This window comes from Pseudomonas sp. M30-35, from assembly GCF_002163625.1.
Classification (GTDB): Bacteria; Pseudomonadota; Gammaproteobacteria; order Pseudomonadales; family Pseudomonadaceae; genus Aquipseudomonas.
Map to the genome: position 1 here is coordinate 1360293 of NZ_CP020892.1, position 21580 is coordinate 1381872.

Genomic DNA, 21580 nt, shown 5'->3' on the forward strand with positions numbered 1-21580 from the left:
CTCCTAATCAGGCGGGTATTGCCACCTTGTCGAGCAAACGATCCAGCACTTGGTCGGCGTTTACGCCATCGGCCACGGCGTCGTAGGTGAGCAATAGTCGGTGGCGCAGTACCGGGTGTATGACTGCACGCACATCGTCTGGTGAAACGAAGTCGTTGCCTGACAACCACGCATGGGCTCTGGCAACCCTGTCCAGACTGATACCGCCGCGTGGGCTTGCGCCAATATGAATCCAGCGAGCAAGGTCTGCGTCATAGTCGGCGGGGTGGCGAGTTGCGTTGACCAGATCAATCAGGTAGCGGTCGATAGCCTCTGAGACATGAACCGCATTAACTTCCTGGCGCGCTGCGAAAATCACTTCTTGGGCCAAGCGCATTTCTTGCTCCGCAGTCTTGGCTTGATCCTCTGATCGCAACATGCGCAGCACCTGAGCTTCGTCCTCAGTATGCGGATAATCCATCACCAGTTTCATCAGAAAGCGGTCCATCTGCGCTTCAGGAAGTGGATAAGTACCTTCCTGTTCAATGGGGTTCTGCGTCGCCAATACGATGAACAATTGCGACATGGGGTGAGTCTGTCCGGCGACGGTTATTTGTCGCTCCTCCATCGCTTCAAGCAAGGCCGCCTGAACTTTTGCAGGCGCGCGGTTAATTTCGTCCGCGAGTATGACGTTGCCAAACAAAGGTCCCGGTTGGAACTTGATTTGGTTTTGACCATTAACTTGCTGAAGGATTTCCCCGCCAGTGATGTCCGACGGTAGGAGGTCAGGGGTGAACTGAATACGACTCATGTGAGCATCAAGATGCTCAGCGAGTGCTTTGACAGTGCGGGTTTTGGCGAGGCCAGGAAGACTTTCCAGCAAGATATGTCCGTTGGCCAACAGCCCCAGAATTACGAACTTGATGGTCTGTTGCTGCCCAAGTACACGCTGGCTGACGAAGCGCTCTAAGTTTACAACTTGTTCTCTGCAATCCATGGACTCTTCCTTAACTACGTCGCAATACTTAATACAATCCATTACACCTAAGCGCATGGCTTTGACAGTAAGAACAGGCATTCTTACACATAAATTTAGAGCATTGAATTTCCAGTTAAATGTAGCTGTTAACTGGGCTTCGGCAAGCCTCCTGGCTGTCTAAATAGCTTGCGCAGCCTAAATAAGTGATGCGTAAAGTTTCGCGCCATTGGTGTGCGTATTCTTCTGGGCAATAGGCTATGCATTGAGGGCATATCTTAGGGATACCGCTTTTGGGCTTGATCTGGGCGGAGTCGTGTTGAAATTTGCTTCGCCTCGCTTGGAACCGACGCGAAAAATGTCGAAACAGTCTATTTCAGGACAAATTCCCGTAGAGAATTTCGTGCGAATTCAATAAATAAATTTAACCACACTAAAGTTCGGGTCGCTAGCCAGATAAGCCCGGTTTAATGGCCCCGGGTAGGCGGGCACGGTTTTTTGCCGTGGTCCGTAAAGCATTGCGATTCAATGCACAGAGCAACAGACCGTGATGATCAAAGCTCTGCATCCCAGAGGAAACTCAAGCAACTTATGGTGAGAGCACCGTAGTGTTTGGAACAATATAATATATAGGGAAATTAATATGCTTAATAAAGCCAAAGTCCTCAGCAGCACTTCAAAGTGGCTTATGCTGGCTCTTTCGCTCACTGCGTTTGGCAGCGTTGCCCAAGCGGCCGAAACCGTCGATGAGAGCGCAAAAGCCAAGTTTGTCGATGTTGATACCGCGCATATCCCTGAGGGTTACCGCAGCTGGACTCACATCGGTACATTCGCGACTCCACCGGGTCGTCATACTATTCTCGATGGCAGCATCAGAGAGGGTGTTCAGTTCGGCAATACTTATGTCGAGTCATCCGCGCTAGCCGTATACAAGGCAACTAAAAAATGGCCTGACGGTACTCAGTTCGTCAAAGAGTTCAGCGAGTCACGCATATCCAGTGATTGTGACAAAAGCAACGGTAGCTGCACAAAAAACAATGGCAAGAAGTGGCCGCAGAGTATGGGCAAGTGCGACAAAACCACCGGTGTATGTGTGACGAACCACGGCAAGGGCATCTTCCAAAATAATTTCTTTGGCGTCACTTATATGGTGAAAGACGCGGCGCGCTTTCCTGACGCGCCAGGTAACTGGGCGTATTTCGCATATGGGCCATCCAAGGACGACAAAACTTATCCACAGACAGCCAAGGTTCTGCCGTATGAAAAATGCGCGGGCTGCCATGTCGCCAATGCCAAAGACACAGGCTACGTGTTCAGTGATCTGCACTTAGGCTTGCAATAAGCCGAGCGCTTCAGTCGGCGCTGTGTGCCAAATGGCGCACAGCGCTGCTCTGGCATTTACATGCTTTCGTAGCATTCAATGGTCTTCATCGTCGCTTGAAGAACTTCAGCCTTGATCCGTTAGTTAACGACGTTTTTCTCCGTCTACCTCGAATAAACAGGTGCGCATGCTGTTGTCGAACCTGGTGGCCGCTGTGTTTCGGGGAATACCGCTGGCTTGAGGGCTTGCGCGTCTAGCGTTTGCCTGCCCAAAATTGGTTGGTCGCATCACTGATGCCCGCAAAGAATCTCAAGCGCCAGCACAAATGCAATCAATCGCTGGATAATCCTAAACCTGTACCCTGCAGCCGTTTACTCTAATGATCAGAATCTTGTGCCTCAATAGCAGTATTTTGTGCGTTGAATACCTAGGTTTTTGTATAAATTAGACTAAGGTTGGAGTGAGATTAATGCGTTCAGAACTAAAACTTAGTTTCACTGTGTTCTGACGCACCAATCATTATTGATCATCTATCAGGCCTAACTGCGTTTACAGGAGTTCCACATGCGTAGATTTATCCTTACAACTCTCGGTATGGCGGTAGCGTGCTCTGCGCAAGCGTTCGACCGAATTCCCGAGAAAGATGGCTTCAGTGGTTATGCATATCTTGGCGCCAGCACCAACCGCATGGAAAGCAACACCGTCGCAACTTTGGCCGGAACAGATGTCAGTGACAGTCGTATTGACTCTTTAGACAGCTCCCCGGACAGCAAAAGCTTTAGCAAGATTGTGCCCGCTTTTGGCCTGTCTTATAAACTGCAAGGTAGCCGCACCGTATTCTTCGGCGGTACCGAACTAGAAGACTTCCTGACCCAGGATGGCACCCTTGCGCTGGGTGTGCGCCAAGGTATTGGTCACTTCGGTAATGTCAGCGCCAGCGTACTTGCCTCGACGCCAGTGGAAGTTTGGGAAGACCCTTACCTGGTTAATGGCAAACGTAAAGAAACCGACCGCTCAAGCTCCGGTGCGCGCATGGCTTGGGAACACATCTTTGAGTCTGGTTTCGATGTTACCTATACCCATCGCAAGATCGAAATCGACGACGAGAACAGCGGCGATGCATTGGGCCTGACTTCGGCCCAGCGCAGTCTGCTTGATCGTGAAGGTGACGAATCAAAACTCGACGTGCGTTATGTATGGGGCATTGGCAGTGATCACATTGTGATCCCGACCCTTAGCTACATAAATCGCGATCTCGATGGCGATGCAATGTCCATGGACGGCTATCAAATGGAGCTTAACTACGCTTACACCGGCTTTGATCGCTGGGAGCTGGTGACCAATTTGTTGGCAGGCCATCTAGAAAGCGATGATAACAATCCAATTTATGACAAAAAAGCTGACACAGATCGTCTGGGCATTTCCTTTGCCGCAACCTACAAAGAGCCATTCGGCCTGAAGAACTGGCGTGCGCGAGTCGTTGCCAACTATGGCGAGGAAGACAGCAATATCGATTTCTACGACACCAGTATCAAGAGCCTTAGCTTAGGTATGCTCTACAACTTTTAATATTCACTGAAATGGCTGCGTTGGCTGTGTCACATTGATCTGGATCTGTAATACACAGTGAAGGGCATGTGTGGCATAGCCTGCGGCCGTTGACGCTGTTGCATGATGAAATTAACAGCTTATGTGTTTGCTGTAATTAGGCTGCAGTACACGATTTTGACTGAATGGACAGTTGGGTGAGGGCTATTATACTCAGTGCCAATCGTGCATCTTTAAGTGCACTACAAGCAGCTAGACCGCTAAGTATTAATACACAAATGAAAGGTATTTCAGGCCATGCTGCACAAAGCATTATTGTCTATCGCGTTGTTGGGCATTACAGGGAAAGTTTGGGCTGGCGGTATAATGCTGTATGAGGTGGGGCAGGAGGGGGCCGGCCTAGCCAATGCCGGTGCTGCAGTGTTGGCAACCGATCCCAGTATTTTAATGAATAACCCTGCCGGTTTGACCGCGCTTGCTGGGACTCAGGTCAGCGCTAATGGCCAGCTCTTGCTGGGTAACGTCAAGTTCTCCCGTGATGATGACAATACCTTCGGCGGCAACGAAGGCGGCAATGCTCTTAAGTACTTTCCGAGTGGCAGTACGTTTATCAGCCACCAGCTCAATGACCGTGCTGCTATCGGCTTCGGCATGGTTGGCAACTTCGGCTTGGCAGTGAAGTATGACGATGATTGGGCGGGGCGTTATTTCACTCAAAAATCATCACTGATTGCCGTCGCTTTCCAACCGACCATTGCATACAAGGTGACCGATGATCTGTCGGTCGGTATTGGCCCGCGTATCATGCTTGGACGCTTTCTTACTGAAATAGCGGTGGATAACAATCCACTGGGATTGGGTGATTCAGCTGATGGCCAGCTCAAGTACAAAGATACCGATTGGGGCATGGGAGCTACCGTCGGCATCATGTACGACCTCTCTGAGCGCACAAAGCTAGGTCTGTCTTATGTCAGCGAAATCGATCTTGAGTTTGAAGATAAACCTGACTTTGATGGCATCACCAATCCGCTATTGAATGGTGCGCTTAACCGTATCAATGCAGATCAGCTTAATGTCGATATGACCGTACCGCAGACGGTTCTAGCGAGCATCTCACACCAGTTGAATAACCAATGGACAGTGCTCGGTAGTCTGGGTTGGCAGGACTGGAGTGAGTTCGGCAAGATTGGCGTAGAAGTCGATGGTAATCCTGACGGTTCGGCTGTCTCGCGTTCAGTGGACCGCAGCTATAAGGACACTTGGCATGCCTCGCTGGGCGCACAAAATCAAATCACTCAGAAGCTGCGGCTCAACATGGGCGTCGGCTATGACAGCTCTGCCGTTGATGACAAGGATCGCACGGTAGATGTACCAATGGGGGAAACTTGGCGGCTTGCGACAGGGTTCAACTACCAAGTGGATGAGACGCTGTCGGTCAATATGAACTACACACTCATATGGATGGGGGACATGAGTGTTGATCAGACTAAGCGCAACGGCGAGACCTTGTCCGGTGAGTTCAAGAATGCCGCAATCCACGTCATCGGTGGCGGTGCGACCTGGCGCTTTTAAACGCTTCTGCTCCTTGTCGCACCCGACTCAATTGGGATCTGGCGTGATCTGCTCCAACTGTGGACACGCCCATTCAACGAATGCCCGTACGCGTGGCGACAACTGCAAGGCGTGCGGGTAGACCAGCTGAACCGGCAAGTCCATGGGCTCGAAGTCTTTAAGAATCCTGACCAGTCGACCTTCAGCGAGCTCATCCGCAACTTGATAATGCATCAATCGAGTAATGCCTATGCCTTGCAGGCAGGATAGTTTGGCGGCGCGTATTTGATTGCAAACAAGTCGTGGGGAGATTGTCTCAGCCAGTTCTTTAGCTTTATGGCGGAAGTACCATTGCCGTCCTTGTGACGCGAGTGTGATGCACCTGTGCTCTTGCAGTGATGCTGGGCCATCAATAGCTGGGGCGCTAGCAAGGTAGTCAGGGCTTGCACAGGTTATCAATCGAGTTGCACCGATCTTTCGTGCCACCATGGCCGAGTCAGGCAGATGACCGATGCGCAGTGCAAGATCGAGGCGCTCATCAAGTAATCCAACCACGTGGTCGTTTAGTGCCAGCTCAACGCTTATTTCGCTATGCAGCTTGAGAAACTGGTTGACCAGTGGCGCGATGAAGCGCTGGCCAAACTCCACGGGTGCGGTGAGACGCAGCAGGCCGCGAACGGTGCCGTCCCGAGCTTCCAGATGCTGCTCCATATCATCGAAATCTGCGAGCATACGCCGACTCCAGCCCAGGTATTCTTCACCTTCATCAGTCAAGGCCATGCGCCGAGTGCTGCGGTTCAACAAGCGAACCCCTAAATAGCGCTCCAAAGCCGCAAGTGAGCGCACTAAGGATGCCACCGACTGGCCTGTTGCATCTGCCGCTGAACTCAAGCTACCGCTGTCGACGATGCGCACGAAGTTGGCCATTGCTTTGAGCCTGTCCATTGTCACCTTCTGATTTGTGCGATTTGTGCATAAGTATTGTCAGGTTCACACCATAGGTGAAACCGCAAATTGCGCTGAAACTCTAGGGACCTTATCACCTGGAGTTGCAAGCACATGAGCCATCGACCCAGCCCTGCACGGATTTGTGCCTACGACCATATCGGCATTCGAGTTAGCGACAAAAACCGAGCCATTGCTTTTTATCAGGCTCTTGGCTTTGTCGAAAGTGCCAGCTTTCCCTTGTATGAAGCCAACGAAATGCTCAGTTCGGACGGTGTTCGGATAAACCTGATCTTCAATGGCGCACGCTTACCCAATGCACATAACGTCCTGCTGGACGCGCCGCTGAAGCTACCGGGCGTGACCCATCCGGCATTCGTTGTCGATGACCTGCAGGCGCTTGAGGCTTGGTTGTGCGAGGAGGGCATCACTATCACTGAAGGACCCCATCACATCGGCCCTAGACGAGTCGCGCTATTTATCCGCGACCCCGATGGCAATGTTCTTGAATTCAATCAGCTAATTAATGGAGATGAACAATGAAACTTTACGATTTGGACGCGTCGGGCAATTGCTACAAAGTCAGACTTTTAGCGTCTTTGGCCAATATTGAGCTTGAAGTAGTTGCAGTGGATTTTCTAAACGGCGCGCACAAGAAAGCGCCATTATTAGATTTAAACCCACTGGGGGAGTTGCCGATCCTGGAAGACGGAACTCAGATCATTCGGGATTCGCAAGCCATTCTGGTTTATTTGGCGGGCGTGTACGGTGGTTTGGCCTGGTGGCCCGCGCATGCTCAAGGCCAAGCTGAGATCGTGCAATGGCTGTCTTTTGCGGCTAATGAGGTTGGTCACAGTCTTTGTGCGGCGCGTCTTGTACAGAAGTTTGGGGTCGAGTTGGACAAGTCGGCGGCGCTGGAAAAGTCGAAAGTGACGCTCTCGTTGCTCGATAAACACTTGGAACACAATGATTGGCTTGCGATTGGTCGCCCTTCAATTGCCGATTGTGCGGTCTACCCTTACGTCGTACTTGCCCCTGAAGGCGGGGTGGATCTTACGCCGTACACTCATATTGCACGTTGGATGAGCCGAGTGGAGGCTTTACCCGGTTATCTGGCCAAGCCCTGAGTGGTTTTGCAATGTTATTGCCCGGTGGGCTCTTCATACCTGCGCTGGATGCGTTTGAGCTCACCCGACTTGCGCAGTTGTTCAAGTGCGCTGGCCCAAGCAGCTACCAGTGTGTCGTCACTGTCACGGCTGAAGGCGATGTACAGTGATGAGCGATAAAGCTCAATGGGAATCTGGCGCAGCGTGCCATCGGCGATGTTGAGTTGGCGGCTGAAGTAAGCCACCCCGGCATCAGTGTCGCCGATGATGATGTCGGTGCGTCCGGCTAGCAACATGAGGTAGAGCTGATGGCTCTCGGTTGCACTTTTGTCGAGGTTTTTAAAACCCAGCGACTGCAGCATTTTGGGCACAAGCCCAGCATGACGGGTGGTGATCTGTGGTGCGCGCAGCAGTTGTTCCAGAGAGTTTACCGGCTGCGCCGCAGTGGCCAGTTGATAGGGGTGAATGGACTCCTCCACGATTGGGCCGACCCACTTGTACAACGGTTCGCGCTCTGCCGTGCGGAACATTGAAAACATGATGGTCTTGGGCCAGGTGTTCAATGCGTGGGTGGCTCGCATACTGGGCAGCAGTAGTAATTCAAAATCATCCCCGGTCAGGGCCATGATGGCCCGAACGATCTCCGTGGTCATCCCGGTGAGCTGGTTGTTCTCTTGATAGTTGTAGGGTGGCCACTCTTCGGTCACTACCTTGTATTGCTCGGCCCTGACAACTGAGCCCAGTAACAGACAGAGCAGCGCTAAAGTTAGTGTCGAATATTTCAAATGTTCTGCCTGATGAGCTGCACGGTGTTCAAGGGCGGACCTAATTTAAAGAACAAGATAATAAGCATAGCCAGTGATACGCGTCTGATGCTCAGTGCAGTCTCAGAGGGGGCTGGAGTTGCCCCTACTAAACCGGAATACCACCTGCTGCGGTTTTATGCGCGCGATGGTCTTTGTTGTCTGGCTTGATCGGCACTGGCGAAAAAAGTCTCAATCATCTGGCTGGTCTTACGTTCAGCTAAACAGTATAGATAGGTCTCGGTGTGTATTGGCTCGTCTTCGATGTGAATAGGCCTGAGTTGCGGGTCTGCAATATATTCCGCTTCCGACACCACGCCCAGCCCTATACCTCTTACTACCGCCTCGCGCAGGGCTTCGCGGCTGCCGATCTCCATCACTATGCGCGGTGATACATCTCGTTCAGCCAGCGCTTTCTCGAAAGCTAGCCGAGTGGTGGAGCCTTGCTCGCGGTACAACATGGGTTGCCCTTGCAGCGCGCTGAGTCGAATTTTTTCGCGCTGCGCCAATGGGTGTTGGTGATGTGCGAAAACAATCACCGGATGGCGTGCGTACAGCATGGAGTAAAATGCAGGGGAGTCGTGCCGCCCTGCCAAAACCCCAACTTCAATAACGTAATTTTCAAGGTCAGCCAGCACCGAAGCAGAATTGCCGATACGGATCGACAAGTCGATTTGTGGGTAATTGCGACGATAGGCGTCGACCATCTCAATGACGTGAAAGGGACCAACAGCCCCAAGTCGTAACTGGCCGCGAATGAGGGTGCCCGAATCGCGGAGCAATCCATCGGCTTCAAACTCCAGAGCGATGAGTTGTTGGGCGAGGGGAAGTAGCTGTCTGCCGACGGTGGAAAGTTCGGCGCGGCGACCCCGGCGATGAAATAGCTCGAGGTTATGCTGGCGCTCAAGTGCTTGCACTTGAGTGGTGATGGTCGGTTGGCTGAGACCTAGAGAGCGAGCGCCAGCGCTGAAGCTGCCATGACGTGCCACGGCTAGAAAGGCGCGCAGTTTACTGTTCGACATCCATAGATTCCTTCAATACTTTTCGACGTAAACGCATATTGAATCGATCATATGACCGTCACATTACAGGTTTAGGGTAAGTCGCATTCCCACGACAACTGCTGGAAATGCCATGACTACCTTCCGCAAACTGCTTTGTGCCTTCAGTGTTTCTCTTCCGCTTCTCGCCAGCACTCACGCTTTGGCTGAGCCCGTCCTGCGTATAGGTTTGATTCCTTCCGAGGATTCGCAATCGATGATCGAAAGCAGTAAACAGGTGCTTGATCAGCTACAGGAGGGCTTGGGCATGCCAGTCAAACCGTTCGTGGCCAGCGATTACAACGGTGTGATTGAGGCCTTGCGTTCGAAAAAGCTGGATGTTGCCTACCTTGGGCCGTTCTCCTACGTGCTTGCCAACAAAATGGCTGATGCCGAAGCCTTCGCCGTTGCCGTGACCAAGAAGACGGGCACCAGCGCTTATCACAGCCTGATCATCACTCGCCGTGACAGCAACCTTAAGTCGCTGGCCGACCTCAAGGACCATACATTCGCCTTCGTCGATCCGAGTTCGACCTCTGGCCATCTGTTCCCTAAAGCCGGAATTGAGCAGGCAGGCTACCAGCCGGAGAAACTGTTCTCGCGGGTGATGTTTTCTGGCTCGCATGATGCCAGCATCCTCGCCGTTGTTAATGGCAAGGTTGATGCGGCTGCTGTTGCTGATCGTATTCTCGCCTCTGCGATCAGTCAGGGGCAGATCAAGCCAGACGATATCCAGATTGTATGGACCTCGCCTGACATTCCTGAGTCGCCGATGGTCTGGCGTAAGGATCTGGACCCAGCCTTGAAGAAGAAGCTGGTTACCGCATTGGCTCAGGTCAAGGATGTGCCTTGGGGTGACCAAGGTGTGCTCAACGGCTTCCAGCCAACCAACGACGCCGCCTACGATGTGGTCCGCGACACCGCCAAGGTGCTTGATCTCGACCTGAGCAAAATGAAATGATCAGGGTTAGTAAGCTTACCAAGCACTATGGCGACAATCCGGTGCTACGGGGCATTGATCTGCAGGTTGGGCCCGGGGAGTTCGTTGTTGTGCTCGGTCAGTCGGGTGCTGGTAAATCAACCTTGCTGCGTTGCATGAACCGCTTGGCCAAAGCCGACGGCGGGGCACTGCAAGTGGCTGGCATCGACGCTTTACATGCCCGCGATGAACGCGCACTGCGCCGTCAGGTGGCGATGATCTTCCAGCACCACAATGTGGTTCCGCGCCTGTCGGTGCTGAAGAACGTACTCACTGGGCGACTCGCTTCGGTGTCGACCTTGGCTTCGGTGTTGCAACTGTTTGGCCGCGACGACATTGAGTTGGCCCACCAATGCCTGCGCCGGGTGGAGTTGGGGCACAAGGCCGATGAGCGAACGGACTCGCTGTCCGGTGGGCAGATGCAAAGGGTCGGCATCGCCCGAGCACTGGCTCAGCAGCCCAAGGTGATACTGGCCGACGAACCGGTGGCCAGTCTCGACCCCAAAACTGCTCGGCTGGTTATGCAATACCTACGGGATGCCAGTCGCGAGCTGGGTATCACCGTGGTGTGCAACCTGCACCAAGTGGAATTCGCGCGTGAATTCGCGGACCGTATTGTGGGGCTGGCGCATGGCCGTTTGGTCTACGACGGTGATGCCAGTGGTCTTGATGAGGCCACCCTGCAGCGTATCTACCCCGACGCAGAATGCATCGATGGCGAACCCGCAGCAGCGCATGCGCCGCAGTTGCACTATGCCAATGGCCTGGGAGGCTGACATGCGTATGCACAATTATCGCTGGATGGTGGATACGCCCGAAAGCCTGCGTGGTTGGGCGGGTAGTGCGGCCATGTTGCTGGCTGTGATTGTTCTGCTGCACTGGAGTGCAAGTGGTGCGGAGCTCAGCTGGGGCGAGTTGGCTGCGGGCTTGCCGCAGATCGGCGATTTCTTAAGCCGTTCGATGCCGCCAGATTTAGATATTCTGCCCCGATTGGTCGGGCCAGCAGTGGAGACGCTGCAAATTGCTATATGGGGCACGTTACTCGGTGTCATCTTCGCCGTGCCGTTGGCGTTTCTTGCTGCCCGTAACCTGCATAGCAATCGCTGGGTGTATCAGGGTACTCGGCAAGTGCTCAATGTGATTCGCAGCATCAATGAGCTGATCCTCGCCTTGGTGTTTGTCTCGGCGGTCGGCCTGGGTCCGTTCCCCGGTGTGTTGGCGTTGGCTCTGCACGGCGTCGGCATGCTGGGCAAGTTTTTCGCCGAAAGTATCGAGGAGATCGATCAAGGCCCCCTCGAAGCATTACGTGCCACCGGCGCCCGTCCGTTGCAGGTGATTGTCTTCGGTGTGTTGCCACAGGTGATCACTTCCTGGATCGCAGTCATTCTCTATCGTTTTGAGGTCAACCTGCGTTCAGCCACCGTGCTGGGCATGGTCGGTGCTGGCGGTCTGGGCTTCGAGCTGGTGAGCAGCCTGAAACTGTTCAAGTATCCGGAAACAGCGACCTGCATCATCGTCATCACCCTGATGGTTGTTGCGGCAGACATGCTCTCAAGTCGGCTGCGAAACGCTATCCAGAGCAATGGCCGCCACTGAGTACGCTTAGCGGCTCGAACGCATACCTTTCCATAACGTGCCGTGGCGATGCCACGGCTACCTTTGGCTTGCCCGGAAAGTGGGCATATCAACGGAGTAACAGCGCAATGACCGACTTCACTGCAACAGGTCTGCCAGCTCAATTCTATAACCCGGTCGCCACCTATTTTGGGGGGGGTAGTCTGGGCCAGATCGTTGCGTTGACCGAAGGGCAGGCGGTTGCATTGGTGACCTTTCCCGAAGCGCGCGCATTGGGCCTGATCGACAAGATTCAAACCTTGCTCGGCGACCGCCTGATTCATGTGATCGAAGATGTCCAGCCCAATCCAGATGTCGCTCAACTACGCGCTACATACCAAGGTTTCTGGCAACAGGCCGGCCACTGTCAAACCGTGTTGGCGGTTGGCGGCGGAAGCGTCATTGATACTGCCAAGGCGCTGATTGTCGGCACCGAGTCCGGCGAGTTCGATGAACTGCTGGCTCTGTTGGCCTCTGGCAAGCCCTTCACTCCATCGCGCAGCAAGGCATTGATTGCCGCACCAACCACCGCTGGCACCGGTAGCGAAGTTACTCCTTGGGCGACTATCTGGGACTCGGCGTTGCAGGAAAAGTACTCGCTACACCTGCCATGTACCTGGCCGACAGCGGCGATTATTGACCCGGACTTAATGGTGACAGTGCCGGTTGGCGTGACCGTTTCTACTGGGTTGGATGCACTTTCCCATGCGCTGGAGTCAATCTGGAACGTCAACGCCAACCCGATCTCAGACACCTTTGCGATCTCCGCCATTGAGGACATTCTCGATTGCCTGCCCCGATTGCAGCGCAATTTGACGAACCGCGAATTGCGCTCGCGCATGGCGTTGGCCGCTCTAAAAGCGGGGCTGGCTTTTTCCAATACCAAGACTGCATTGGCGCACTCAATCTCTTACCAGATGACCTTGCGTCACGGACTGCCTCACGGCATCGCCTGCTCCTTTACCTTGCCTTATGTTCTGGGGCTGGCCTGGGGCAAGAGCACTGCACGTGACCAGACTCTGCAGCGGATCTTCGGTCCGGATTTGGCTCAAGCTCAAGCGCAATTGAAAACGTTTCTGCATCGTCTCGATGTCAAAACCGAATTTGCCGATTACGGCGTAACGCAAGTTGAAGCACAGCAAATGATCGATCACGCCATGCTGGGTGCTCGCGGCAAGAATTTTATCGGTTCTCAAGCTGCCTGACAGATTGCCGTTGCTCTGCTGGCCGCACGGTTGATTCGCTGTTGGATCTAGGTTGTACCGACTCAGTCTCTCAGGATTAACCATCTCAACGCAGCGGCATCCCGGCTCGATTACAACACTCAGCCCAGGCTTCCGCCTGAAGCTTGGGTACAGCTCACATTGCAACTGGAGAAAGACCATGAACTACCAGCAACCAACCCGTCTGCAAGCCGCGATTCTCGACTGGGCTGGCACCGTCGTCGACTTTGGCTCCTTTGCGCCAACACAGATCTTTGTTGAAGCTTTCGCTGAGTTCAACGTGCAGGTTTCCCTTGAGGAAGCTCGCGGTCCGATGGGCATGGGCAAGTGGGATCACATCCGCACCTTGTGCAACGTTCCTGAGATTGCCGAACGCTACCGTGTTGCGTTTGGTCGCACGCCTACAGACGCTGATGTGACTGCCATCTACGAGCGCTTTATGCCCCTGCAGATAGAGAAGATCGCCGCGCATTCAGCGCTGATCCCCGGTGCGCTGAGCGCCATCGCCTCGCTGCGTGATAAGGGGCTGAAAATCGGCACCTGTTCCGGGTATCCGGCGGTGGTAATGGCCAAGGTGGTTGAGCTGGCCCGTGGCAATGGTTATGTCCCGGATCATGTAGTCGCGACCGATGAAGTGCCTAATGGCCGTCCGCATCCGGCTCAATCGCTGGCTAACGTGATCGCCCTTGGTATCAGTGACGTCGCTGCCTGTGTGAAAGTCGACGATACATGGCCGGGTATTCTCGAAGGCCGCAGCGCTGGCATGTGGACCGTAGCGCTGACCTGCTCAGGCAACGCATTGGGCCTGACGTATGAGCAGTTCAAGAACTTGCCCGAAGATAAACTGAAGCAGGAGCGTGCGCGTATCGGCCAGATGTTCGAAGGTTCGCGACCGCATTATCTGATCGACACCATCGCCGAGCTGCCAGCGGTGATCGATGACATCAACGCCCGTCTAGCTCGGGGCGAGATGCCGCAGAACGCTTGAAACGCTATCGTCCAGTCCGGCATCGACCGGGCACAGGTCGTCACTAAAAGCACAACACCGGCGCAAGGCCGGTGTTGTGGATAGAGCAAAGCTCGCTTGGTAACGCTTTTAGAAGCGGTACTTCGCCGAAGCGGTGAAGCTACGTGGTGCACCGTAAGTCAGGGCGCCGTAGGCATCGAAAATATCGAAGTACTTTTCATCGGTGATGTTGTCGGCATTCAACTGGGCCGAGAGGTTATCGGTGAACTCGTAGCGCGCCATCAGATTGACCAACGCATAAGCATCTTGCTCGATCTTCTCTGAGTTACCCGCCGGATTGACGGCATAGGTGTGGATGCTGTCCTGCCAGTTAACGCCGCCGCCGATGGTCAACTTGTTGAACATGCCGGGCAGGCGGTAAGTGGTGAAGGTACGCAACAGTTTGGTCGGGTACAGTGTGTTGACGTCATTGTCATCGGCATCTTCAGCGGTGAACTGGGTGTAACCAATCGAGGCATTCCAGTCTGTCGCCAACTCGCCCGACACTTCCAGTTCGAAGCCTTTGCTGGTCGCGCCTTCACTCGCCTCATAGGCGTAGCCGCCAATCGGGTTCGTCGGGTCAATCAATTGGCCGGTGCTTTGGCCGAGGTTGTCTTGTTTAATCTGGAATACCGCCGCAGAGGCGTTCAAGCGGCCATTGAAAAACTCACCCTTCAGGCCCAGTTCGCTGCTCTCGCCGACAATCGGCTCAAGCTGTTGACCTCTGCTGTCGCGAACGGATTGCGGCAGGAAAATTTCCGTGTAACTGGCATAGACCGACAGGTATTGATTGAGGTCGTAGACGATGCCCGCGTAAGGCGTTAGTTCGTGATCAACATCGACCTTACTCACTTCCGAGTAGATATCATCGCTGGTCTGCTCGTACCAACTTTCACGCGCGCCAAGAATCAGCTTCAGATCGTCGGCTAGGTTCAGGCGAGTCGCCGCATACAGACCCTTCTGGCGGGTTTCGCTGTAGCCATAATCACCTCGTGGTCCCCAGATCGGCTCTGGGAAATCGCCGTTGTAGGCGTCGAAGTTAGGCACTCCGCCAAAACCAGTTTGTGCAACGAGCGCGTCAGCGTCGAACTCTTGTTTGCTGTCGATGTAACCGAAGGCCAAGTCGTGCTTACGACCCAACAGCGAGAACGGACCATCGAAACGGATGCTGTAATCATCCTGCGTGGTCTCGGTTTTATAGGTCGCCGGGAACGAGGACATGGGGCTGCTGCCATCGCGGCCCGGGTTGCCGGACAGGTACAGCAGGGCAGAGTCACCGCTGCGCTCGCCACGGTTGTAGCTAAGGTTGACCCGCCAATCGTTGGCGAAAGTGTGGTCAAGATTGACGAAGTAGGTCTTGTAGGTCGTGTCCCATTTGCTCCAACCTGCGGAGGTCGATTTCGAGCGGCTCCAGTTGGTGCGGCTACCGTCGGCGTACCAGACTGGCAAGCCACCCCACATCGGTGAGTCTTCGCTGTTTTCCTGATTGCTCAGACCGAACCACAAGGTGGTATCTGGCGTCAGGTCAATGTCCATGGTGCCGTACACGGTTTCGCTGCGCTTCGAGTTACCGTCGATCCAGGTGTCGCCATCGGTAACTTCGCCTACCAAGCGTGCGCGAATAGTGCCGGCCTCGTTAAGCGCAGTGGATACATCCGCTTCGGTACCAAAGGTATCCCATGTGCCCGCGCTAAATTTTACCGAGCCTTTCAGGTCACGGCTGCTGGCGCGCTTGCGTACCAGGTTGATAGACGCCGATGGATCGCCAGCACCGGTCATCAAGCCGTTGGCACCGCGTACGATTTCAACGCGGTCATACATCGCCAGGCTGCTGAAAATCTCGCCGGAACTCCATGGCTGCTCATAAATGGTCGGTACGCCATCAATCATCAGCGAGTTGAGTTCAAAACCGCGGGCGTTGAACTGTGCTCGGCTGGTCTCGTAGCGGTTGACCGACACCCCGGTGGCGTTGTTGACCACATCGAGGATGGTTTCCAAGTCCTGATCTTCAATGCGCTGCTGAGTGACTACGCTGACCGACTGCGGCGTCTCGCGCAGCGACATGCTCAACGGCGTGGCGGTGCGTGCTGCTTCGGTGGTGTAGGAGTGAGTGTCCTCAGTGACTGCGCTCGGCTCGGCGGCACCGGTGATTTCCATCGGCTTCAGGGTCACAGCACTCGCGGCCTCAGTTGACTCTGTTTGCTCCGCTGCCATCACGGCTGGAGCCGCAAAGGCCGCACCGGCTGCAAGCATATGCACTGCCAGAGCTAAGGGGCGGATCGCTAAAGATGAGCGCAGCGCAAATGGGGTGTGTGAACGCAAGGGAGGAAGGGTGGACATGGCGAACTCTGCTGTAATTATAGTGTTAATGCGAATCACTATCATACGCAGCTGTTAAGGTTTCTGGAATGACCGAATGGAAATTTATTTTTGTTTTGCGAGCGATTAACCGCCTTGGATACCTCGGCGAAACAGTCGCCCCGGACAGTGGGTTGCACAAGGCCTGCTGGAAAACCCATGGAGTGGAACCTGCGGGCTGCTAGCGAACTGCAGGGCGCAGTTTTTTTATCCGATACATCTCGCCATCCGCATGGCTAAGTAGGGTATCGGCATCCTCACCGTCCGCGGGATAGCAGGCTACGCCGATACTGCAGGACGGCATCATTATTGCCCCAAAGTCAGCGTCCAGCGGCTCGGCCATGAGCGCGAGGATTTGCTCCACCTTAGCGGCAACGGCCTCTTCAGATTGAATACCCGTCAATAGCACCGTGAATTCATCACCGCCCATACGTGCGACTGTATCCGTCTCGCGTACGCTGCTTTTCAGCCGCCGAGCGATCAAACGCAATACGCGATCACCCGCTGCATGCCCATGGACATCATTGATGACTTTGAAGTCATTGATATCTATAAACAGTAAAGCCAAAGTGTTCTGGTGGCGGCGGGCTCCACGCAGGGCGGATTCTAATCGTTCGCTAAAAAGCGAGCGGTTGGCCAATTCTGTTAGCGGGTCATGGTGGGCAAGGAAATGTAATTCCGACTCTGCCTGCCAAAGGGCTGTAATGTCCCGCGCCACACCGATTCTTGCACCGACATCCTCGGACCAACAGGCCGCCCAGAGGATGTGTACGACACTTCCATCCTTACGGATATAACGGTTGCGGAAATCGATGTGGGGTTGACCGTTCATGACGCGAACGATCGAGGCTTTGGTGATCGCCAAATCATCTGGATGCATATAGTTGGTGATCGCGGTGCCGGTCAACTCGTTGGCACGATAGCCGAGCAGGGACTCACAGGCATCGCTGACAAATACAATCTGATTGTCCCTGTCGACCACGAAAACGGTGTCCAGCATCAGATGAATCAGTTTGGGATAGAGCGCTTGCAGGTCAACGGCCATAGTTCAAGGAGTCCGCTTTATGTCGCTCAATCATAACTCGAATGCGAAGCGAGACGCAGGGCTGAATGCAGGCGTTTAGCTATCAGTTTAAAGGTCGCCTCGACAGCCCCGCTCATGCACCGGCATGCCAGCCCCGAGTTTTGCCATCTTCACCGCTAAAACCGGTGGCGAAGCCAATCAGGTCACCTGTGGGGGCTTAAGTATTCAGTCTCGGCAGTAGCCTTCACCTGGCTTCACAATCAAGCAATTGTGCTTGTCTGCCAACCATTTCAGGCCAGTGGCCTGGCCATCTCCAGCGCGTAGTAATTGCTGGCCATCCTGGCGGTTAAAGCTGATGCCATCTGCTGTTGCTTGACCTTTGTAAGTGCCGCTTTGCTCGGCATCGAGACCATATTGCATCTTCAGCAAATAGTGTCCGGGACCTGCCGCAGCATCCTTGCTCAGGGTCAAATTGAGGCCTTCGACGCCTATCCACCTACCGACCCACTGATCGGTAGTTTGCTGAATTGAAGTTGCGTGAGGGGCGGGCGTTGAACGATTGTTGTCTTGAGCGCATCCGCTGAGCAGAACACCTAAACTGAGTATTACGGTTGTTTTGAGCATGGGCCGTTCTCCAGCGAGGTAAAGATGGTTGCTGTTGAGTAATTGTCTAGGCGATTGGTTACAAAACCACAATTTTAGAGGAGGTGCTTGTGGAGTCGTTCAACGCAGGATGCCAGTGCGGCAATGTTCGAGTTGTCGCAGTGGGCCAGCCATACCGAGTGGGCATTTGCCATTGTCTGGATTGCCGCAAGCACCACGGCGCACTGTTTCACGCCTCGGCAATATTCCCAGAGGATGCGGTAACCGTCACAGGTGAGGCCGGTGAATACCAGGGCAGGTACTTCTGCCCCCGCTGTGGCTCATCGGTATTTTCCCGCACCGATGACGAGGTTGAGCTGAACCTGGGCTCGCTGGATGAGCCTGACCAACTGCGGCCCACCTACGAATTATGGATGCTTCGACGTGAATCGTGGCTGCCGCCATTCCCACTGGTACGCCGCTACCTGCGTGACCGTGATGGAGCGGGAAGGACTGAGTGAATAGCGCAAGGTTGAAGCTATTTTTCTGGAGGCCGATCAATCACTCGGAATAGAGAGGTGTAGCACGATGTTAAGGGTGGCATAGTGCTAGTATTCGGCCGCCTTTCATAAGTGTCACACTTGTCAGCAATGAGCTATTGCCAGGAAGGCTGAACTTTCAAATCATGGACATTCATTGAGTAGTCAAATGAAAAAAACAGCAGGAATAGCTGCCGCATTAGTGGTTGCCATCGGTGTGATCAGCACAGCTGGAGCATGGTATACCGGGACTCAGTTGCAGGGTGTATTGCAATCAACCATAACCGACGTCAATCAGCAGTATAAGGAGGCTCTGGTAGGTACTGGGATTGCCATCAAGTTCGAAGTGGTTTCCTTGGAAACTCACTGGTTTACCAGCACTGCTCGTTATCGCCTTAGTTTTACCGCCCCCGCTAACGAAAATCTCCCTGAACATCTGGAGCTTTTGTTTCGGGACAACATTCAGCACGGCCCGCTGCCTGTCTCGCGCCTGAAACGTCTTAATCTTTGGCCAGTGATGCTGGCTAGCAATTATGAGCTAGAAGCCAACAAATTCACCCAGAAGTGGTTCGACGCTGCTAAAGGTGCTTCACCACTGACCGGCGAGTCTAGCCTAGGCTATGACGGTTCGCCTTCCGGTACCTTGGTGTTTGCGCCTCTGGATTTTGCCCCGACGCCGACTGCCACAATCAAGTTCTCTGGCCTAACTCTGGATGCTGAAGCCACAAAGAATGCGGAAAAAGTAGTAATCGCTGGCGGCATGGACAGCTTGGTTATTAGTACTGCTGACAACACTGGCAAGCCAGTCCGTGCTGAGCTACGGGGCTTGACCTTCAATAGCGATCAGCAACGGGGTAGTGGCGATTTTTACCTAGGTGACCATAACCTTAAACTGGCAACCGCTCAGTTCAACTTTGACGACAAGCCTGCGGTGCTGGTCAAGGACATCTCGCAGTCCGGCAGCTTGAATGAAACCAAGGGTTTGCTCGATGGGGGCTTGGCCTACGACATTGGCATGCTCACCTACGATGGCAAAGACTTAGCCAGTATGCACATGCTCTGGTCGCTGAAGAACTTTGACGTCGCGGCTGTGCAAGCCTTTATCGAGATTTACCGCGATCTGGTGATTAAACTTCAGCAAGCCCAGGCTCTTGGTCAGGACAAGCCGGATATCGCCCTCTCGCCAGAGGAAGAAGCACGGCTTAAAACTAGCATCGGAAATCTCTTGGACGCAAAACCGCAAGTCGCTCTGGAAAAACTCAGCATCAAGACCACAAATGGCGAAGCGCTGCTGAGCATGGTTTTAGACTTGAAAAAGCCCGAGCCGTTTGAGCTGCCATTGTCGGAACGGGTCAAGCAAACCATTGCGCAACTGGACGCCAAGCTTTCTGTTTCTAAGGAGGTTATTGCTGATGGCGTTCGCGCCCAAGCCATATTCACCGGAGAAACTGACAGCAAGGCTATCGAAGATCAAGCGGCCATGTTCACTGAAATGGCTAGCGGCATGGCCCTTGGCACTGGCTTGTTGACTCTGGAGGGCGAGAACCTGCAATCGTCATTGCATTACGCCAATGATAAGGTGGTTTTCAATGGCCAGGAAATGACAACTGAAGAGTTCGCCATGTTCGTTATGTCCAAGGCCAATGGCATAGGTGGTGGTGCGTTGGGTGGCGATGCCCCGTCGCAAGATTATGCGCCAGACTGAAGCTGACATGAGCGAATAAGAACTCACCACGCTGCCCTGAAAGCGCATGCGGCTGAGTCTTTGTAACTTCGTGGGCTTACATGAAAAGGCCAGTCATTTGACTGGCTTTTTCAATGCTGCTCCAGGTCTAAATATCATTCAGGAAACCTGAATGAAACCCGTTGAAAAACTGGAGCGCTTGCGTTCAACGTGGGTTGCCTGAGTAAAGCTGTACTTAGTGTTTTGCTCTGGAATAAATGAAAAAATAACTCTGCAATATGAACCACTTTGAACCAGCAGTTAGGCAACCGCTGATTAGCCTGCAGAGCGTTCGCATTTATGGCCTGAAAAAGTATCAAAAATCTGCCGGTGTGCGTGGTACGACCATTGATCTTGCCGTTCATAGTAGCCGGCAACCCAAGCTTGTAGGTTCTGTAGCATTTCATCTTGAGCTTGTTTAGACGAATACTTATGCGGTTCCCATGGGCGATGTCGGTTGTGCTCAAGACAGACCTCAAGCCCAGGGTTAAGAAAGATCAACTCAGTGCAATGATTTGTTGTTGCTTCAATGAGTTCGCCGTAGCAGCCCTCAATAACCCAATTTTTATGGGTGATCAGAAATGCTTGAAGTGATTCGCTCACAGCTTCTGGTGCCCGTGGAACAGCAATTTTGCCGGGTTCCCATACGATTGAATCAAGGTCGAGGTGGGCCAACCCGTGATCTTGAACCAGGCGTTGAGCAAGCGTGGACTTTCCTGAGCCGGAGTTGCCAAAGACAAGAATTTTCATGTGGCCTAACGTTTGGTCAAGGGGCAGTGTTGTTGCGCCCAGCAAATACCTAGGCATAGCGCCCTGTCAATCCTTGCAGCTGGCGCAGGATGACCACAGCTTGGTCCGGCAGTGGTGCTTGATGGTCCCTTCCATGTGTTCTTTCGGGATAGTCCAAGTGGCGGCGTCCAGGTCAAATTCGACTCAGGGCGCGGCCGTAATTTGCCAGGGCACACGGCAATTAGCACTGGCAAAAGGATCGCGTGGCGGGTGAGGATATTGATGTGGCGACGTCGATCTTGCCGGGCAGTTCGGGTAGCTCGGCAAGTGTGACGTGCGGGTAATGTCCTTGGCCGGACGGGTAGGGAATTACGGACAATAAAAAACCGGCTCAAGTGGCCGGCTCTTTATGGTTTCAGGTCGTTTCGGTACGTCCTGAGAAAATTACTTGGTGCCCCGGGGGAGACTCGAACTCCCACTTCTTTCGAAAACGGATTTTGAATCCGCCGCGTCTACCGATTCCGCCACCGGGGC

Annotated in this window: 20 protein-coding genes, 1 tRNA gene and 1 pseudogene; 12 read left to right on the top strand and 10 right to left on the bottom strand. The window is 53.7% G+C overall.

Features of this window, described 5'->3' with window-relative positions; translation table 11 throughout:
- Positions 1-7 precede the first annotated feature (7 nt).
- Positions 8-976, bottom strand: a complete 969-nt coding sequence (locus B9K09_RS06350) for a MoxR family ATPase (protein ID WP_087516012.1) — start codon at positions 974-976, stop codon at positions 8-10.
- A 622-nt stretch (positions 977-1598) separates the two neighbouring features.
- Between B9K09_RS06350 and B9K09_RS06355 the strand changes: the two genes are divergently transcribed.
- From B9K09_RS06355 to B9K09_RS06365, 3 genes are all read left to right on the top strand, one after another.
- Positions 1599-2297: a cytochrome P460 family protein gene (locus tag B9K09_RS06355; RefSeq protein ID WP_157699330.1), complete on the top strand. Its 699-nt coding sequence runs from the start codon at positions 1599-1601 to the stop codon at positions 2295-2297.
- Positions 2298-2840: 543 nt separating this feature from the next.
- Positions 2841-3845 (top strand): DUF2860 family protein, encoded by a 1005-nt coding sequence (locus B9K09_RS06360; RefSeq protein WP_087516013.1) that lies wholly within the window; start codon positions 2841-2843, stop codon positions 3843-3845.
- A 276-nt stretch (positions 3846-4121) separates the two neighbouring features.
- On the top strand, positions 4122-5396 hold the full coding sequence (locus B9K09_RS06365; protein ID WP_087516014.1) for an OmpP1/FadL family transporter: 1275 nt from the start codon (positions 4122-4124) through the stop codon (positions 5394-5396).
- 27 nt (positions 5397-5423) lie between these two features.
- Here B9K09_RS06365 and B9K09_RS06370 read toward each other — a convergent pair whose 3' ends face one another.
- The gene (locus B9K09_RS06370) at positions 5424-6320 is read right to left on the bottom strand and encodes a LysR family transcriptional regulator (protein WP_087516015.1); all 897 of its coding nucleotides are present in this window, start codon (positions 6318-6320) and stop codon (positions 5424-5426) included.
- A gap of 114 nt (positions 6321-6434) precedes the next feature.
- Between B9K09_RS06370 and B9K09_RS06375 the strand changes: the two genes are divergently transcribed.
- Together B9K09_RS06375 and B9K09_RS06380 are read left to right on the top strand one after the other, a co-directional pair.
- Entirely contained in the window at positions 6435-6863 is a 429-nt protein-coding gene (locus tag B9K09_RS06375; RefSeq protein WP_087516016.1) for a VOC family protein, read from the top strand.
- Positions 6860-7447: a glutathione S-transferase family protein gene (locus B9K09_RS06380; protein WP_087516017.1), complete on the top strand. Its 588-nt coding sequence runs from the start codon at positions 6860-6862 to the stop codon at positions 7445-7447. The genes B9K09_RS06375 and B9K09_RS06380 overlap by 4 nt, the downstream gene beginning before the upstream one ends.
- 14 nt (positions 7448-7461) lie before the next feature.
- On the opposite strand, the gene B9K09_RS06385 is transcribed toward B9K09_RS06380, so the two are convergent.
- On the bottom strand, positions 7462-8211 hold the full coding sequence (locus B9K09_RS06385) for an ABC transporter substrate-binding protein (RefSeq protein ID WP_087516018.1): 750 nt from the start codon (positions 8209-8211) through the stop codon (positions 7462-7464).
- Positions 8212-8366: 155 nt separating this feature from the next.
- Positions 8367-9251 carry a LysR substrate-binding domain-containing protein gene (locus B9K09_RS06390; protein ID WP_087516019.1) on the bottom strand — a complete coding sequence of 295 codons (885 nt, stop codon included), beginning with the start codon at positions 9249-9251 and terminating at the stop codon, positions 8367-8369.
- A gap of 112 nt (positions 9252-9363) precedes the next feature.
- Between B9K09_RS06390 and phnD the strand changes: the two genes are divergently transcribed.
- From phnD to phnX, 5 genes are all read left to right on the top strand, one after another.
- Positions 9364-10230 carry a phosphonate ABC transporter substrate-binding protein gene (gene phnD, locus B9K09_RS06395; protein WP_087516020.1) on the top strand — a complete coding sequence of 289 codons (867 nt, stop codon included), beginning with the start codon at positions 9364-9366 and terminating at the stop codon, positions 10228-10230.
- A complete protein-coding gene (gene phnC / locus B9K09_RS06400) occupies positions 10227-11024 on the top strand; it encodes a phosphonate ABC transporter ATP-binding protein (protein ID WP_087516021.1) in 798 nt (265 codons plus the stop codon). The genes phnD and phnC overlap by 4 nt, the downstream gene beginning before the upstream one ends.
- A 1-nt stretch (position 11025) precedes the next feature.
- The gene (phnE, locus tag B9K09_RS06405) at positions 11026-11844 is read left to right on the top strand and encodes a phosphonate ABC transporter, permease protein PhnE (RefSeq protein ID WP_087519012.1); all 819 of its coding nucleotides are present in this window, start codon (positions 11026-11028) and stop codon (positions 11842-11844) included.
- Between the two features lie 131 nt (positions 11845-11975).
- A complete protein-coding gene (gene psrA / locus B9K09_RS06410) occupies positions 11976-13067 on the top strand; it encodes an iron-containing alcohol dehydrogenase PsrA (RefSeq protein WP_087519013.1) in 1092 nt (363 codons plus the stop codon).
- A 178-nt stretch (positions 13068-13245) separates the two neighbouring features.
- Complete coding sequence (phnX, locus tag B9K09_RS06415) at positions 13246-14073, top strand: phosphonoacetaldehyde hydrolase (RefSeq protein ID WP_087516022.1); 828 nt, start codon at positions 13246-13248, stop codon at positions 14071-14073.
- A 108-nt stretch (positions 14074-14181) separates the two neighbouring features.
- Here phnX and B9K09_RS06420 read toward each other — a convergent pair whose 3' ends face one another.
- The 3 genes from B9K09_RS06420 to B9K09_RS06430 form a co-directional block, all read right to left on the bottom strand.
- Positions 14182-16431: a TonB-dependent siderophore receptor gene (locus B9K09_RS06420; protein WP_087516023.1), complete on the bottom strand. Its 2250-nt coding sequence runs from the start codon at positions 16429-16431 to the stop codon at positions 14182-14184.
- A gap of 199 nt (positions 16432-16630) precedes the next feature.
- Positions 16631-17494 carry a sensor domain-containing diguanylate cyclase gene (locus tag B9K09_RS06425; RefSeq protein WP_087516024.1) on the bottom strand — a complete coding sequence of 288 codons (864 nt, stop codon included), beginning with the start codon at positions 17492-17494 and terminating at the stop codon, positions 16631-16633.
- Between the two features lie 204 nt (positions 17495-17698).
- Positions 17699-18097, bottom strand: a complete 399-nt coding sequence (locus B9K09_RS06430; RefSeq protein ID WP_087516025.1) for a hypothetical protein — start codon at positions 18095-18097, stop codon at positions 17699-17701.
- 89 nt (positions 18098-18186) lie between these two features.
- Here B9K09_RS06430 and B9K09_RS06435 point away from each other — a divergent pair, with 89 nt between their 5' ends.
- Positions 18187-18576, top strand: coding sequence for a GFA family protein (locus B9K09_RS06435; RefSeq protein WP_087516026.1), 390 nt, complete (start codon positions 18187-18189; stop codon positions 18574-18576).
- A gap of 187 nt (positions 18577-18763) precedes the next feature.
- A complete protein-coding gene (locus tag B9K09_RS06440; protein ID WP_087516027.1) occupies positions 18764-20299 on the top strand; it encodes a YdgA family protein in 1536 nt (511 codons plus the stop codon).
- 294 nt (positions 20300-20593) lie between these two features.
- Here B9K09_RS06440 and B9K09_RS06445 read toward each other — a convergent pair whose 3' ends face one another.
- The 3 genes and pseudogenes from B9K09_RS06445 to B9K09_RS06450 all read right to left on the bottom strand — a co-directional run bounded on the left by B9K09_RS06445 (position 20594) and on the right by B9K09_RS06450 (position 21580).
- Positions 20594-21067 (bottom strand): AAA family ATPase, encoded by a 474-nt coding sequence (locus B9K09_RS06445; protein ID WP_087519014.1) that lies wholly within the window; start codon positions 21065-21067, stop codon positions 20594-20596.
- Between the two features lie 52 nt (positions 21068-21119).
- Positions 21120-21407, bottom strand: a pseudogene (locus B9K09_RS22765) (integrase); the annotation flags it as partial.
- 88 nt (positions 21408-21495) lie between these two features.
- A tRNA-Leu gene (locus B9K09_RS06450) sits at positions 21496-21580 on the bottom strand.